Origin of the sequence: Mycobacterium hackensackense, assembly GCF_025822555.1 — a bacterium.
In the GTDB taxonomy this organism is placed as follows: Bacteria; Actinomycetota; Actinomycetes; order Mycobacteriales; family Mycobacteriaceae; genus Mycobacterium; species Mycobacterium fluoranthenivorans.
In genome coordinates, this window is sequence record NZ_JACKUC010000031.1 from 195878 (window position 1) to 211369 (window position 15492).

A 15492-nucleotide genomic window follows, 5' to 3' on the forward strand; every position below is an offset into this window, starting at 1 on the left:
TCGCTCAGGCTCGCCTTGAGTACCGGCGCATCGCCACGGATGTCGCGGCTGGCACATTCGTGAAGCGCAACCCGACGACGGTCGCCGAGTTCCTGATGACTTGGTTGGATAGCCGGCGCGATATCAGGCCCAACACGCTCGCGGGCTATCGGAACCACCTGAAACCCGTCATCGAACATCTTGGTGAGATGACGCTGCAGCAGCTTCGTGCTGCCGACGTCGACGCACTGGTGATTCTGCGGCTGGAAGGCAAGCCAGTCGCGCAGCGGGACAAGCGGGGTCGGCGCGCAGCCGAGGTGCTGACGTTACTGCGCAGCCATCCCGATGGAGCGCAGTACTCGGACGTCTATGCCGCTCTGGGTAATTCGGGTATCAAAGCGCTGGATCGGCTGGTGGCGTCCGGTGAAGTGCTTCGGCCGGCGCGCGGTCGCTACGTCGCCGCACAGCCCGCGGACCCCGAGCGTCCGAAGGTCCCCGGCGGAGTCACGGCACGAACCGTGGTGAGCATGCTGGTGGTGTTGTCGGCAGCGCTCGATGACGCGATGAAGCAGGGTCTGGTGACCAGAAACGTCGCGCGGATGGTCAAGCGCCCAGCGATCAAGCACTACGAGATGGCCACGTGGACACCCGAGCAAGCCACGAAATTCCGAGATCACGTCCGCGATGATCGGCTGGCGGCGTGCTGGCTGCTCACCTTGGCCGGCCTGCGTCGATCGGAAATCCTCGGGCTGCGGTGGTCTGATGTGGACTTCGACGCGGGCACGGTGACGGTAGCTCAGGGCCGGGTGGTCGTCCCAGGCGTCGGGACAATCACCGGCGACCCGAAGTCCAAGCGATCGCGGCGCGCGCTACCGATGCCTGCCGACATCCTGGCCGCGCTGCGAACATTCAAAGCACAGCAGGCTAGCGAGCGCCTCGCATTCGGGAACTCTTACCGCGATAGCGGTCTGGTTGCCGTCAATGAAGACGGTTCGCCAATCCGGCCGGAAACATACTCCTCCGAGTTCGCCCGCCGCTCGAAAATTGCTGGGGTTCCGGCGATACGCCTGCACGATGTCCGCCACACTGCTGCGACGATGCTGCTGGACAGTGGAACTACGGCGATCGCAACCGCAAAGTGGCTGGGTCACGACCCTGCGATCACACTGCGGGTGTACGGGCACGTCTATGACGACGCGTTGGCCGCGGCCGGCGATGCGCTGTTGGCGCGGACTCGTGCTGGAGAGTTGCCATAGAAGGACAAGGAGACGTGTCGAGGACTCACACAGCACTGGTACGCGTATGAGTCGTTGCCTGCCAAGTGCGCTCGGCATCGGACGCTCCACGTTGTACGGGTGCTGTTGGACGAGAACGCTGCGCAGCAACCCAATGCCACGGCACACTGACCACCGAGTTACTGCCTCGAGAGGGAACCGTGAAGAAGGAACCGCACCATGCGCGACCCACGTCGCGTCCGATACCGCTACGCAATTTGCTGGGTGACCTGGACCCGAACACCTGCAAGCTGCACTGCGCAGTATCAGACGGCAACGTTGAACCCATCAACGAACTCGCGACCGACTGGGACGAATGGGTGGGTTGGAGCCGATGGCGCGGTGCACGCGACCACTTCAACCGAGTCTTCATCTTCACCATGGCTAGAGTGCCGAAAACCTCGAACCATTGGCTGTTCGGCGGAGTCTTCGAGGTCACGGGTAGGTCCCCTATCGCCAACGCACGCTCCTATGACCTCAAGCTCCGCGACGACATTATGGGCGAGTACATCAAGCGCCTAGTGATCGACTTCCGTCCAACAGGACGGTTCACACGAAGGAATATGGAAACCGACCTCGACCAGATGACCGTGGCGGCGATTCACGACAAGCCTTACGAGGGTGACGCCTTCCCGGGGCACGACCTCATTAACCACACCTTCCGAGACCTCCGCACAATCGTGCGCCAGAGCCGTCCCGACTGGCGCATCGCGCTGGAATCCATGAAGGGCGTGTATGTCATCCACGATCAGCTCACCGGTGAGCCGTATGGGGCGACTCGACAACGCGCTCGCGGACAGAGGCATCACTATCGAGCCCGATCAGAGCGAACTTGTTCGTCGCGGATACCCGTACACGGTTGACCTGACATGGGCGACCGGCGAAACGGAATGCCTAGGGATTCCCTACGCATCGGTCCAACACCACGTCAACACAGCAATCCACGAGTTCTCCGGGCTCGACTACGTGGTCGACTACGTAACTGCCATCCGTCGTCTACCCGAATCCATCAGCCGGGACGATTTCATCCAACAGAAGCACTGACTCAACCTGCACAACGCACACCGCCCTTGGTTCTTCATCGGACGAGTGCGGTTGCGAGATGGCCGGATCAGGCTGCGGATTCCGGCGTTTGGGCCTCACTGACGACAGCCGACTCGACTGCTTAGGATTGGTCATGCCTCCCTGCCGGGCTGTGATCGCCAGCCGTCGTCGGCATCAGTGAAACCATCCGTGAAACCGGCGGTGTCAGGGCCCGGGCTTAGTTTCGCTGGATGGATACCGGAGACGACAAAGACAACGCAGACCGACCGGATGCGCGGGCGCGCTTCACGATGACCGTGGGCGATCGGCTTCGCGCCTGTGACTTCGCGGTAGCGTTCGGCGAGTACATCCACGACGATGACTTTTCAAAAGTCTGGAAGATTGTGGTCGAGGCAGAGCTGTCCGGGGACACGATCGCGGACGGCCTCGCTCGAACACAGAATCTCTTGCTTTCCTACATCTATCTGTCTATCCCGTTCGACAAGGCATCAGTCGAGAAGATTCGTCAGCAGATTGTCGAGGACGAGCTACGCGGCATGGACCTCGGATGATCAGCGGAGATCAGGGGTCGCGACGGTCTAGCGTGGCATCCGGTAGTTGCCGCAGCTGCTCCCCCAGATGAGGTACTTCGGACAGGAGGGTGGCGCGCCCCGCCTGCCCTCCGAAGCCTCTGTGGGTTCTTAGTACCCATTCATACGTCGCGGCCGCAGGCTTGTTCGCATCGTCGATGAATGGAACTGCCACCTCAACCGACTTATGACCTGGCACTGCCGGAACGTTTATCGCCGGATGGCTGCTAACGATCTCACGGCTATCGTCGGAGTGCTTCACGGTCAGGACGAGCTCACTTGGTGCGGCACGACGCCGAAACCTGTTCGAGATAGTCAAAAGACTCTGCCGCGCTTCAAAATCTGCCGCGGTGAACTTGACGTAAGGATCGAGCATGGGCACCGGCTTGGACCAGGTGCGCCGCCAATCACGATACCGACGCCCGAACGTCACATGCTCTGGACGGTAAGTGCTGTCTCCTGGCGGATTCACATAGACGTAGGCGTGCTTCGGAGTGAGGTCGCGGCTGCCGCTACGGACTACCACTTGAACCTTTACCGGGTCGGTGCTGTGCATCTCCGTCCGGATGAGTTCGCCGAGCTGCTGACTCATACCTGAGTAATCAAAGACCCACGTCGAACTCCCACCACGGGCTGTCAGGTCCAGCGGCGTCGTCGGGCCTGTCAACAGCGATCCTGACAGCTGCCCGCCGCTAACCGAGACGCGGTTGATGCGAATGTCTGCGCCACCGTCGTTGGTGATCGTGGCAACGATGCCGGCTGCTACACCGCTGCGGTCCTCACCTAAGCCGTAGACGGTCGCAACCTTCGCGGTGATCCCGAGTCTTGGTCGATCGTGTCGGTATTTGATCACGTTAAGAACTAGGCCAGCGAGTGAGATCGCTATACCGATCAGACCGAACGCACGCGCCCACCAATCTGCCATGCCGACAGAATGACTCATTCGCGAGGCGAACGTTCCCGGCCGTCGATTACGCCAAAGCCACACCGCAACGGGACAAGGCGCACTTCACACCTAACAGACCACCAAAAACGTTGGCACACTCTCGGCACAACGGGGGTTTTTGAAGTCGCAACCAAGCGCGCTCGCAGGCCCCTGAACTGGAGTTTTAAGAGTGGGCGCGGACGGTATCGAACCGCCGACCGCTGGTGTGTAAAACCAGAGCTCTACCACTGAGCTACGCGCCCCGTCGCAGGCACGGTACACGCCCGCGAAGGCCAGTACTAAATCCGCAAAGCGGCCAGCGCGTCGCGCCACACGGCCGCGTCGCGCACCTCGCCGGGCTGCTTGCACTCGGCGAACCGGATGATCCCGGACCGGTCGATCGCGAAGGTGCCGCGGTCGGCGAAGCCGGACCCCGCATTGAACACCCCGTACTGCTGGGCGACGGCGCCGTGCGGCCAGAAATCCGACAGCAGGTCGAAGGTGAACCCGCTCTGCTTGGCCCACACCTTGTGCGTCGGCGGCGGCCCCACCGAGACCGCGAGCGTGACGGTGTCGGCGGTGTTGTACACCTCGGGATGGCTCTGAATCTCGCCCAGTTCACCGGCACAGATCGGGGTGAAGGCGAGCGGAAAGAACACCAGCAGGACGTCGCGGCCGCGAAAACCCGACAAGGTGACGGGCTGGCCGTGCTGGTTCTTGAGGGTGAAGTCGGGCGCGGCGAGGCCCGCAGTCAGCATCGGCGCACCGCGAGATTGCGGTTACCGCGACGACGTGCGAGTGGGGGCCGCAAAAACTGCAATCTCGGCGCCAACCGGGCTATCGGCTCTTCGCCTTGGACTTCGGCTGCACCAGCCGGCTGGCAATCCAATCGCCCAGGTTGGCCGACGACGTCTGCATCAGCCCGGCCGTGGGCGCCGACTCGGCGATCTCCGCGGGCTGCACGTGACCGGGCTTGCCCGTCTTCGGGGTGATGACCCAGATGACACCGTCATCGGCGAGCGGCGTGATGGCGTCCATCAGCCGATCTACCAGGTCACCGTCGTCATCGCGCCACCACAACAACACCACGTCGACGACCTCATCGGCCTCCTCGTCGAGGAGTTCGCCACCGGCGGCATCCTCGACATCGGCCCTAATATCGTCGTCGGTGTCTTCGTCCCACCCCAACTCCTGAACGACCTGATCCTTCTCGATGCCCAGTTTTCGGGCGTAATTCGGGTCAGAGTCCGTCCCCGCGACCACCGTCTGTCCTCCTTCAAGCTTTTAGCGTTTCCGAGTGCGCTCGGCCTATATTCGCACGCCGGGGCCCATCAACCGAGACTTGGCGGCAAGGTTTATCGATATGCCTTATCGCACATGTTCAGCGCGGCGTCCTTCGCATCGTTGAGTCGGCCGACTCCGTCGTTGAACGCATCCGGCCCGACATCGCCCGCAATCGACGACGCCAAGGCCCGAGCCGCACCCACCCACTCTGTCAGAGCGCTCTTCAGGTCCGGACCCAGCGGGTCGGAAATGCTGTGTTCAACCGCGTCGGCGCTGTGGTTGAGCGCGTCGATCGCCGGGCGCGCGGCGCCGGCGACGTCACCGTTCTCGTTGTACGCGCCGACGTAGTCGTTCACCGCGGAGATGGCGTCCACGCTGCTGGAGCTGAGCGCCTCGCACGAGCTGTGGATGGCACTGGTCGTGACCGACTTCTGTCGCTCGGATTCCTTCGAGCTGGAACTCTCCGCCGACTCGGCGGCCGAGGCCGACACCGACGCGCGGTAGACCGGCGCATCGGCCTTGTCCACCGTGGCGGTACCACTGGTCACGCTGGTGCACCCGACCACGATCATCGCCAGAGCGGCCAGACAACCCAGCACCAGGGCGCCGATTCGTATCCGGACCAGCACCGAAGACCCCCGCCAACTGTTGCGCATTGTTGCCAGACGTTACCGGTTCGGGCTGTCAATCGCCGGATCATTCGGTTACCGAGCAGTAGGCCACCCTGCCCGGTGATGTGGGGCACGATAGAGGCACGATGGTGACGCCACAAGCAACCAGCGCTACGAAGCACCGCCAACCAAGGAGCCCAAGTTGACCACCGAGTTCGCGCGCCAAGACCTGGCCCAAAACTCTGGTACCACAGGCGAACCCGATCGCGTCCGCGTGATCCGCGAAGGTGTCGCCTCCTACCTCCCCGATATCGACCCCGACGAGACCTCCGAATGGCTGGAATCGTTCGACGCGCTCCTGGAACGGTCCGGCCCGGCTCGCGCGCGCTACCTGATGTTGCGCCTGCTGGAACGATCGGGTGAGCAGCGTGTCGCCATCCCCGCGCTGACGTCCACCGACTACGTCAACACCATCCCCACCGAGCTGGAGCCGTGGTTCCCCGGTGACGAGGATGTCGAGCGGCGCTACCGGGCCTGGATCCGCTGGAATGCGGCCATCATGGTGCACCGCGCCCAGCGGCCGGGAGTCGGTGTCGGCGGCCATATTTCGACCTACGCCTCGTCGGCCTCGCTGTACGAGGTCGGCTTCAACCACTTCTTCCGGGGCAAGTCCCATCCCGGTGGCGGCGACCAGGTCTTCATCCAGGGCCACGCCTCCCCCGGCATGTACGCCCGCGCCTTCCTCGAGGGCCGGCTGACTGCCAACCAGTTGGACGGCTTCCGCCAGGAGCACAGCCACGCCGGCGGCGGCCTGCCGTCCTACCCGCACCCGCGCCTGATGCCCGACTTCTGGGAGTTCCCCACGGTGTCGATGGGCCTGGGCCCGATGAACGCCATCTACCAGGCGCGGTTCAACCACTACCTGCACGACCGGGGCCTCAAGGACACCTCGGATCAGCATGTGTGGGCGTTCCTGGGCGACGGCGAGATGGACGAGCCGGAGAGCCGCGGCCTGATCCAGGTGGCGGCCAACGAGGCGCTGGACAACCTGACCTTCGTCGTCAACTGCAACCTGCAGCGCCTGGACGGGCCGGTGCGCGGTAACGGCAAGATCATCCAGGAGCTGGAATCGTTCTTCCGCGGCGCGGGCTGGAACGTCATCAAGGTGGTGTGGGGCCGCGAGTGGGACGCGCTGCTGCACGCCGACCGTGACGGTGCCCTGGTGAACCTGATGAACACCACGCCCGACGGTGACTACCAGACCTACAAGGCCAACGACGGCGCCTACGTGCGGGACCACTTCTTCGGTCGCGACCCGCGCACCAAGGCGCTGGTCGATTCGATGACCGACAACGAGATCTGGAATCTCAAGCGCGGCGGCCACGACTACCGCAAGCTCTACGCCGCCTACCGGGCCGCGATGGAGCACAAGGGCCAGCCCACGATCATCCTGGCCAAGACCATCAAGGGCTACACGCTGGGGCACCACTTCGAGGGCCGCAACGCCACCCACCAGATGAAAAAGCTTGCCCTGGAAGACCTCAAGGCCTTCCGCGATGTCACCCGGGTGCCGGTCAGCGACGCCGCGCTGGAAGAGAACCCCTACCTGCCGCCGTACTACCACCCGGGACCGAACTCGCCCGAGATCCGGTACCTGCTGGACCGGCGGCGCACCCTGGGCGGTTTCCTGCCCGAGCGCCGCACCAAGACCAAGGCCCTGAAGCTGCCCGGCCGCGACGCCTACAAGCCGCTGAAGAAGGGGTCCGGCACCCAGGCCGTGGCCACCACCATGGCGACGGTGCGCACGCTCAAGGAACTGTTGCGGGACAAGGAAATCGGCCCGCGGATCGTCCCGATCATCCCGGACGAGGCCCGTACCTTCGGTATGGACTCGTGGTTCCCGAGCCTCAAGATCTACAACCGCAACGGGCAGCTCTACACGGCCGTGGATTCCGAATTGATGTTGGCCTACAAGGAATCCGAGGTCGGCCAGATCCTGCACGAGGGCATCAACGAGGCCGGCTCGACCGCCTCGTTCACCGCGGTGGGCACGTCGTACGCCACCCACAACACCACGATGATCCCGATCTACATCTTCTATTCGATGTTCGGGTTCCAGCGCACCGGTGACGGTCTGTGGGCGGCCGCCGATCAGATGGCCAAGGGATTCGTGCTGGGCGCCACCGCGGGCCGCACCACGCTGACCGGCGAGGGTCTGCAGCACGCCGACGGGCATTCACTGCTGCTCGCGTCGACCAACCCGGCGGCGGTGACCTATGACCCGGCCTTCGCCTACGAGATCGCCTACATCATCGAAAACGGTCTGCAGCGGATGTACGGGGAGAACCCGGAGAACATCTTCTACTACATCACCATCTACAACGAGCCGTACGTGCAGCCCGCCGAGCCGGAGAACTTCGATCCCGAAGGTCTGCTGCGCGGTATCTACCGCTACCGGGCGGCCGCCGAGAAACGCACCAGCACCGCCCAGATCCTGACCTCCGGCGTGACCATGCCGGAGGCGTTGCGGGCGGCCGACCTGCTGGCGGCCGAATGGGATGTGGCGGCCGATGTCTGGTCGGTGACCAGCTGGGGCGAGCTCAACCGGGACGGTGTGGCGGTGGAGAAGCAGCGGCTGCGGCACCCGGATCAGCCGGCCCCGACCGCCTATGTCACCCAGGTGCTCGGCGAGACGGCCGGCCCGGTGGTGGCGGTGTCGGACTGGATGCGGGCGGTCCCCGAGCAGATCCGGCCGTGGGTGCCCAACACCTACGTCACGCTCGGCACCGACGGGTTCGGTTTCTCCGACACCCGTCCGGCCGCGCGCCGGTACTTCAACACCGATGCCGAATCGGTGGTGGTGGCCGTGCTGGAGGCACTGGCCCGCGACGGGGAGATCGATCCGTCGGTGGCCGTCGCCGCGGCCAAGCAGTACCGCATCGATGACGTCTCCGCCGCCGAGGTGTCCTTCGCCGACACCGGGAGCGCCTAGCCCTCTCCGTTTGTGCGGTTTCATACGCCTCGCCCGGCGTGTCGCGTATGAAACCGCACAAACGCGGTGCATCTCTCACAAAAGAGAAGCGTAGATTTTATCCATGCCCGACAAACGGACCGTTCCGCCCGCCTCGACGCTGGACGTGCTGCAGAGCGTGCCCGAGTCCGCGCTGCGTCGGCTCAAACAGTATTCGGGCCGGCTGGCCACCGAGGCCGTACATGCCCTGGAAGAGCGGCTGCCGGGCTTCTCCGACCTGGAGGCTTCCCAGCGCGCCAGCGTGCAGCTGGTGGTCCAGACCGCGGTCATCAACTTCGTCGAGTGGATGCGCGACCCCAGCAGCGATATCAGCTACACCGCCCAGGCCTTCGAAGTCGTCCCCCAGGACCTGCGCAGACGGGTGGCGCTGCGCCAATCCGTCGAGATGGTGCGGGTCACCATGGAGTTCTTCGAGGAAGTGGTGCCGCTGCTGGCCCGCACCGACGAACAGCTGACCGCGCTGACCGCCGGCATCCTGCGCTACAGCCGCGATCTGGCCTTCGCCGCCGCAACGGCCTATGCCGATCAGGCCGAGGCGCGTGGTGCCTGGGACAGCCGGATGGAGGCCAATATCGTCGACGCCGTGGTCCGCGGGGACGCCGGCCCGGCCCTGCAGTCCCAGGCCGCCGCCCTGAACTGGGATGCCACCGCACCCGCCACCGTGATCGTGGGCTATCCGCAGCCGGACCGCCTGGACCTGGTCAGCGGCGATGTGCACGACGTGGCATTGCGCAACGGCCGTACCGCCCTGTCGGATGTGCACGGCACCTGGCTGGTCACCATCGTCTCCGGGCCGCTGTCCCAGACCGACCGCTTCCTCGCGGAGCTAATGAAGGTGTTCGGCAACGGCCCGGTGGTGATCGGCCCCACCGCGCCGAGCTTGCTGACGCTGCACCGAAGCGCCGCCGAGGCCATCTCGGGGATGCGTGCCGTCACCGGCTGGGGCGGTGCGCCGCGACCGGTGGCCGCCCGCGAGCTGCTTCCGGAACGGGCGCTGCTCGGCGACGCGATCGCGCTGGCCGCACTGGAGACCGAGGTGATGCGCCCCCTCGGCGATGCCGACCCCGCATTGACGCAGACCCTCGACGCGTATCTGGACTCCGGCGGCGCCATAGAAGCTTGCGCACGCAAATTGACGGTTCATCCAAACACCGTCCGCTACCGCCTGAAACGGATCACCGACTTCACCGGCCGTGATCCGACGGTCCCGCGCGACGCGTACGTGTTGCGGGTGGCCATCACGGTGGGTCGGCTTCGGCGTGATTCGGGCCACTTCAACGGGTCAAACGGCAGTGCGAACGGCACATTCTTAGGCCAATCGGCGAATACGGACAGCCAGATTCCGATGTGACAGATCGCAACCTGGTCTCGGCGCGGTCGCATCACGTGCACTTTTGTGGAAACTCCACAAAAGAATAAGACAAGGTTCATAATCTCTTACACGGCACAGACACGACTTCACAGTGTTTTCTTAGAGCCGTGCTTGCATTGCTTGCTCCCGGACAGGGATCCCAGACCCCCGGCATGCTCAGCCCATGGCTGGAGTTGCCCGGGGCTTCCGAGCGCCTGGCCGCGTGGTCGGCGATCAGCGGCCTGGACCTGGCCCGGCTGGGCACCACCGCCACCGCCGAGGAGATCACCGATACCGCGGTGACCCAGCCGCTGGTCGTGGCCGCCACCCTGCTGGCGCACGAGCACGTCACCAAGGCCGGACTGCTCGCCGGTGATGCGGCCATCGCCGGTCACTCGGTCGGCGAGATCGCGGCGTACGCCATCGCCGGTGTCATCTCCCCCGACGACGCCATCAAGCTGGCCGCCACCCGCGGCGCCGAGATGGCCAAGGCCTGCGCGCTGGAGCCCACCGGTATGGCCGCCGTGCTCGGCGGCGACGAGGCCGAAGTGCTAGCCCGCCTGGAGTCCCTGGATCTCATCCCCGCCAACCGCAACGCCGCCGGTCAGATCGTGGCCGCCGGCGCGGTCGCCGCGCTGGAGAAGCTCGCCGAGGATCCGCCGGCCAAGGCCCGGGTCCGGGTGCTGGCCACCGCCGGCGCCTTCCACACCCACTACATGGCGCCCGCCGCCGAGGGCTACGCCGCCGCGGCCGCGGAGGTGCCGACCGCCGAACCGACCAGGACGCTGCTGTCCAACGCCGACGGCAAGCCCGTCGCCGACGCTGCCGACGCGATGTCCAAGCTGGTCGCCCAGATGACCCGGCCGGTGCGCTGGGACCTGTGCAACGAGACCCTGCGGGGTCTGGCGGTCACGGCGATCGTCGAGTTCCCGCCCGCCGGGACGCTCGTCGGCATCGCCAAACGAGAACTGAAAGGCACACCGACCTACGCGGTGAAAGCCCCCTCAGACCTGGATGGGCTCGCCGAGCTCTGATCCCGGGTGTCATAACCGAAGACGTTCCACCAAACACTCCGACAGCCGGAGTGGAGCAACCGAAGAAACAGAAGGAGCCATCGTGGCCGCCAGTCAAGAAGAAATCATCGCCGGTCTTGCCGAGATCATCGAAGAGGTCACCGGTATCGAGCCGTCTGAGGTGACGCTGGAGAAGAGCTTCGTCGACGACCTGGACATCGACTCGCTGTCGATGGTCGAGATCGCGGTGCAGACCGAGGACAAGTACGGCGTGAAGATCCCGGACGAGGATCTGGCCGGCCTGCGCACCGTCGGTGACGTCGTCGGCTACATCCAGAAGCTCGAGGAAGAGAACCCCGAGGCCGCCGCCGCGCTGCGCGATAAGTTCTCGAAGTGACCCGACCTTCCACTGCTAACGGCGGTTTCCCCAGCGTTGTGGTGACCGCCGTTACGGCGACTACTTCCCTCGCTGCGGACATCGAGGGCACGTGGAAGGGCCTACTGGCCGGCGAGAGCGGAATCCGCGTCCTCGAGGACGATTTCGTCACCAAGTGGGACCTTCCGGTACGCATCGGCGGCCATCTCGTCGAGAACCTCGACGAAAAGATGACCCGGCTGGAGATGCGGCGTATGTCGTATGTCCAGCGGATGGCCAAGTACATCGGCAATCAGTTGTGGGACACCGCCGGTCGGCCGGAGGTCGATCCCGATCGTTTCTCGGTCGTGATCGGCACCGGCCTCGGTGGCGGCGAGAAGATCGTCGAGACCTACGACGCGATGAACGAGGGCGGCCCCCGCAAGGTGTCGCCGCTGGCCGTCCAGATGATCATGCCCAACGGCGCTGCCGCCGTCATCGGTCTCGAACTCGGGGCCCGTGCCGGCGTCATCACCCCGGTCTCGGCGTGTTCCTCCGGCTCCGAGGCCATCGCCCACGCCTGGCGTCAGATCGTCATGGGTGACGCCGACATCGCGGTGTGCGGTGGCGTCGAGGGCGGTATCGAGGCGCTGCCTATCGCGGCGTTCTCGATGATGCGCGCCATGTCCACCCGCAACGACGATCCGACCGGTGCGTCGCGTCCGTTCGACAAGGACCGCGACGGATTCGTGTTCGGTGAAGCCGGCGCGGTGCTGATCCTCGAAACCGAGGAACACGCCAAGGCTCGTGGCGCCAAGCCGCTGGCCCGGGTGCTCGGTGCGGGCATCACCTCGGACGCGTTCCACATGGTCGCTCCGGCACCGGATGGCCTGCGGGCCGGTGCCGCGATCAAGCGCGCACTGGAGACCGCCGGTCTGTCCGCCAAGGACATCGACCACGTCAACGCACACGCCACGGCCACCCCGATCGGTGACACCGCGGAGGCCAACGCACTGCGCGTCGCCGGGGTGGAACATGCCGCGGTATACGCACCCAAGGGCGCACTGGGTCACTCCATCGGCGCCGTCGGCGCCCTGGAATCCATCCTGACGGTGCTGGCTCTGCGCGACGGTGTCATCCCGCCGACGCTCAACTATGAGACGCCCGACCCCGAGATCGATCTCGATGTCGTTGCGGGCGAGCCTCGATACGGCGAATACCAGTACGCCATCAACAACTCATTCGGGTTCGGTGGCCACAATGTGGCACTGGCCTTCGGGCGGTACTGAGTAGATAGGAAAGGAAAACTCAGTTCATGGCGGGAGTCTCGACGGGGAACGGTCTGCCCAACGTGGTGGTCACTGGCATTGCCATGTCGACCGCGTTGGCGACCGATGCCGAGAACACCTGGAAGAAGCTGCTCAACGGGGAGAGCGGTATCCGGAAGCTCGAAGATCCTTTCGTCGAGCAGTACGACCTTCCGGTCCGCATCGGCGGGCATCTCCTGGAGGATTTCGAGGACGACCTGACGCGCGTCGAGAAGCGCCGGCTGTCCTACCTCCAGAAGATGTCGACGGTGCTGGGGCGTCGGGTCTGGGAGAACGCCGGGTCTCCCGACGTCGACCCGCGCCGGTTGATGGTGTCGGTCGGCACCGGACTGGGCTCCGCCGAGGAACTGGTGTTCGCGTACGACGGGATGCGGGAACGCGGTCTTCGGGCCGTGTCCCCGCTCGTCGTGCAGATGTACATGCCCAACGGGGCTGCGGCCGCCATCGGTCTCGAGCGCAAGGCCAAGGCCGGGGTGAGCACCCTGATCTCGGCCTGCGCCTCGGGTTCGGAAGCCATCGCCAACGCCTGGCGCAACATCGTGCTCGGCGAGGCCGATATGGCCATCTGTGGTGGGGTGGAAACCCAGATCGAGGCGGTGCCGATCGCCGGCTTCGCCCAGATGCGCATCGTGCTGTCCAACAGCAACGACGATCCCGAAGGGGCCTGTCGCCCGTTCGACAAGGACCGCAACGGCTTCGTCTTCGGTGAGGCCGGCGCCATGCTCGTCATCGAGACCGAGGAGCATGCCAAGGCCCGCGGCGCGAACATCCTGGCCCGCATCATGGGCGCCAGCGTCACCTCCGACGGCTACCACATCGTCGCGCCGGACCCCAACGGCGAGCAGGCCGGCTACGCCATGAGCCGGGCGGTGCAGCTGGCCGGGCTGCAGCCCTCCGATATCGATCACATCAACGCGCACGCGACCGGCACCAGCGTCGGTGACGTGGCCGAGGGCGTGGCGATCAACAAGGCGATGGGCGGCCACCGCCCCGCGGTCTACGCACCCAAGTCGGCGCTGGGGCATTCGGTCGGCGCGGTCGGGGCGGTCGAGTCGATCCTGACCGTGCTCGCCTTGCGTGACGGCGTCATACCGCCCACGCTGAACCTGAAGAACCTGGATCCGGAGATCGACCTCGACGTGGTGGCCGGGGAGCCGCGGCAGGGCAACTACCAGTACGCCATCAACAATTCGTTCGGTTTCGGCGGGCACAACGTCGCCCTCGCCTTCGGCCGATACTGACGACGCGCTCACCGCGAGACCAAGGAGAACCCAGATGACGACCATGGCCCCAGAGACGGCTGCCGAATCCCTTGATCCTCGCGATCCGCTGCTGCGGTTGTCGACGTTCTTCGACGACGGCACCGTGGAGCTGCTGCACGAGCGCGACAAGTCCGGTGTGCTGGCCGCCTCCGGTGCCGTGAACGGGGTGAAGACCGTCGCGTTCTGCACCGACGGCACCGTCATGGGCGGCGCGATGGGCATCGAGGGTTGCGCCCATATCGTCAACGCCTACGACATCGCCATCGAGGAGCAGAGCCCGATCGTCGGTATCTGGCACTCCGGCGGCGCCCGGCTGGCCGAGGGCGTCAAGGCGCTGCACGCGGTCGGCCTGGTGTTCGAGGCGATGATCCGCGCGTCGGGTTACATCCCGCAGATCTCGGTGGTCGTCGGCTTCGCCGCCGGTGGCGCCGCCTACGGCCCCGCGCTGACCGATGTCATCGTTATGGCGCCGGACAGCAAGGTGTTCGTCACCGGCCCGGACGTGGTGCGCAGCGTGACCGGCGAGGACGTCGACATGGTGTCCCTCGGCGGCCCGGAAGCCCACCACAAGAAGTCCGGCGTGTGCCATATCGTCGCCGACGACGAGCTCGACGCCTACGAGCGTGGCCGTCGCCTGGTGGGGCTGTTCTCCCAGCAGGGCCATTTCGACCGCAGCAAGGCCGAGGCCGGCGATACCGACCTCAAGGCGCTGATGCCCGAGTCGGCGCGGCGCGCCTACGACGTGCATCCGATCATCGAGGCCCTGCTCGACGACGACGCCCCGTTCGAGGAGTTCCAGTCCCGGTGGGCTCCGTCCATCGTGGTCGGCCTGGGCCGGCTGGCCGGGCGCTCCGTCGGCGTCATCGCCAACAACCCGCTGCGCCTGGGTGGCTGCCTGAACTCCGAGAGCGCCGAGAAGTCGGCCCGTTTCGTGCGGCTGTGCGACGCGTTCGGCATCCCGCTGGTGGTCGTGGTGGACGTGCCCGGCTACCTGCCCGGTGTGGACCAGGAATGGGGTGGCGTGGTGCGCCGCGGCGCCAAGCTGCTGCACGCATTCGGTGAGGCCACCGTGCCCCGGGTCACCCTGGTGACCCGCAAGATCTACGGCGGCGCATACATCGCGATGAACTCCCGTTCGCTGAACGCCACCAAGGTGTTCGCCTGGCCGGAGGCCGAGGTCGCCGTGATGGGCGCCAAGGCCGCCGTCGGCATCCTGCACAAGCGCAAGCTGGCAGCCGCCGCTCCCGAAGACCGCGAGGCCCTGCACGAGGAACTCGCGCTGGAGCACGAGCGGATCGCCGGCGGCGTCGACTCCGCGATCGAGATCGGCGTGGTGGACGCCAAGATCGATCCGGCGCACACCCGCAGCGTGATCACCCAGGCTCTGGCCGAGGCCCCGCACCGGCGCGGCCGGCACAAGAACATCCCGCTGTAACCACTCGACAACGAATGGCCTGGGAGAATCT

At 65.6% G+C, this 15492-nt stretch carries 14 protein-coding genes and 1 tRNA gene; 10 read left to right on the forward strand and 5 right to left on the reverse strand.

Annotated features, from left to right (window positions below; translation table 11 throughout):
- Positions 1–95: 95 nt before the first annotated feature.
- From H7J86_RS21050 to H7J86_RS21060, 3 genes are all read left to right on the forward strand, one after another.
- Entirely contained in the window at positions 96–1235 is a 1140-nt protein-coding gene (locus H7J86_RS21050; RefSeq protein ID WP_267293250.1) for a site-specific integrase, read from the forward strand.
- 179 nt (positions 1236–1414) lie between these two features.
- Positions 1415–2116 (forward strand): GIY-YIG nuclease family protein, encoded by a 702-nt coding sequence (locus H7J86_RS21055; RefSeq protein WP_267293251.1) that lies wholly within the window; start codon positions 1415–1417, stop codon positions 2114–2116.
- 411 nt (positions 2117–2527) lie between these two features.
- A complete protein-coding gene (locus H7J86_RS21060) occupies positions 2528–2848 on the forward strand; it encodes a hypothetical protein (protein ID WP_267293253.1) in 321 nt (106 codons plus the stop codon).
- Between the two features lie 10 nt (positions 2849–2858).
- Here the strand turns inward: H7J86_RS21060 and H7J86_RS21065 are convergent, their stop codons facing one another.
- The 5 genes from H7J86_RS21065 to H7J86_RS21085 all read right to left on the reverse strand — a co-directional run bounded on the left by H7J86_RS21065 (position 2859) and on the right by H7J86_RS21085 (position 5731).
- Positions 2859–3791 (reverse strand): hypothetical protein, encoded by a 933-nt coding sequence (locus tag H7J86_RS21065; RefSeq protein ID WP_267293255.1) that lies wholly within the window; start codon positions 3789–3791, stop codon positions 2859–2861.
- Positions 3792–3982: 191 nt separating this feature from the next.
- Positions 3983–4054 (reverse strand) — tRNA-Val (locus H7J86_RS21070).
- Positions 4055–4090: 36 nt separating this feature from the next.
- Entirely contained in the window at positions 4091–4549 is a 459-nt protein-coding gene (locus H7J86_RS21075; protein ID WP_267293257.1) for a peroxiredoxin, read from the reverse strand.
- A 79-nt stretch (positions 4550–4628) separates the two neighbouring features.
- The gene (locus H7J86_RS21080; RefSeq protein ID WP_090353684.1) at positions 4629–5054 is read right to left on the reverse strand and encodes a DUF3052 domain-containing protein; all 426 of its coding nucleotides are present in this window, start codon (positions 5052–5054) and stop codon (positions 4629–4631) included.
- A gap of 92 nt (positions 5055–5146) precedes the next feature.
- On the reverse strand, positions 5147–5731 hold the full coding sequence (locus tag H7J86_RS21085; RefSeq protein ID WP_187096117.1) for an Rv2240c family protein: 585 nt from the start codon (positions 5729–5731) through the stop codon (positions 5147–5149).
- Positions 5732–5888: 157 nt separating this feature from the next.
- On the opposite strand from H7J86_RS21085, the gene aceE reads away from it, so the two are divergent.
- From aceE to H7J86_RS21120, 7 genes are all read left to right on the forward strand, one after another.
- Positions 5889–8678, forward strand: coding sequence for a pyruvate dehydrogenase (acetyl-transferring), homodimeric type (gene aceE, locus H7J86_RS21090; RefSeq protein WP_267293259.1), 2790 nt, complete (start codon positions 5889–5891; stop codon positions 8676–8678).
- 103 nt (positions 8679–8781) lie between these two features.
- A complete protein-coding gene (locus tag H7J86_RS21095) occupies positions 8782–10068 on the forward strand; it encodes a PucR family transcriptional regulator (RefSeq protein ID WP_187096119.1) in 1287 nt (428 codons plus the stop codon).
- A 128-nt stretch (positions 10069–10196) separates the two neighbouring features.
- Complete coding sequence (locus H7J86_RS21100) at positions 10197–11102, forward strand: ACP S-malonyltransferase (RefSeq protein WP_267293261.1); 906 nt, start codon at positions 10197–10199, stop codon at positions 11100–11102.
- Between the two features lie 82 nt (positions 11103–11184).
- The gene (gene acpM, locus H7J86_RS21105; RefSeq protein ID WP_090353678.1) at positions 11185–11478 is read left to right on the forward strand and encodes a meromycolate extension acyl carrier protein AcpM; all 294 of its coding nucleotides are present in this window, start codon (positions 11185–11187) and stop codon (positions 11476–11478) included.
- Positions 11475–12725 (forward strand): 3-oxoacyl-ACP synthase KasA, encoded by a 1251-nt coding sequence (gene kasA, locus H7J86_RS21110; protein WP_090353676.1) that lies wholly within the window; start codon positions 11475–11477, stop codon positions 12723–12725. Before acpM ends, kasA begins: the two co-directional genes overlap by 4 nt.
- Before the next feature lie 26 nt (positions 12726–12751).
- Positions 12752–14005: a 3-oxoacyl-ACP synthase KasB gene (kasB, locus tag H7J86_RS21115; RefSeq protein WP_090353675.1), complete on the forward strand. Its 1254-nt coding sequence runs from the start codon at positions 12752–12754 to the stop codon at positions 14003–14005.
- 34 nt (positions 14006–14039) lie between these two features.
- Positions 14040–15461 carry an acyl-CoA carboxylase subunit beta gene (locus tag H7J86_RS21120; protein ID WP_090353674.1) on the forward strand — a complete coding sequence of 474 codons (1422 nt, stop codon included), beginning with the start codon at positions 14040–14042 and terminating at the stop codon, positions 15459–15461.
- Positions 15462–15492 lie beyond the last annotated feature (31 nt).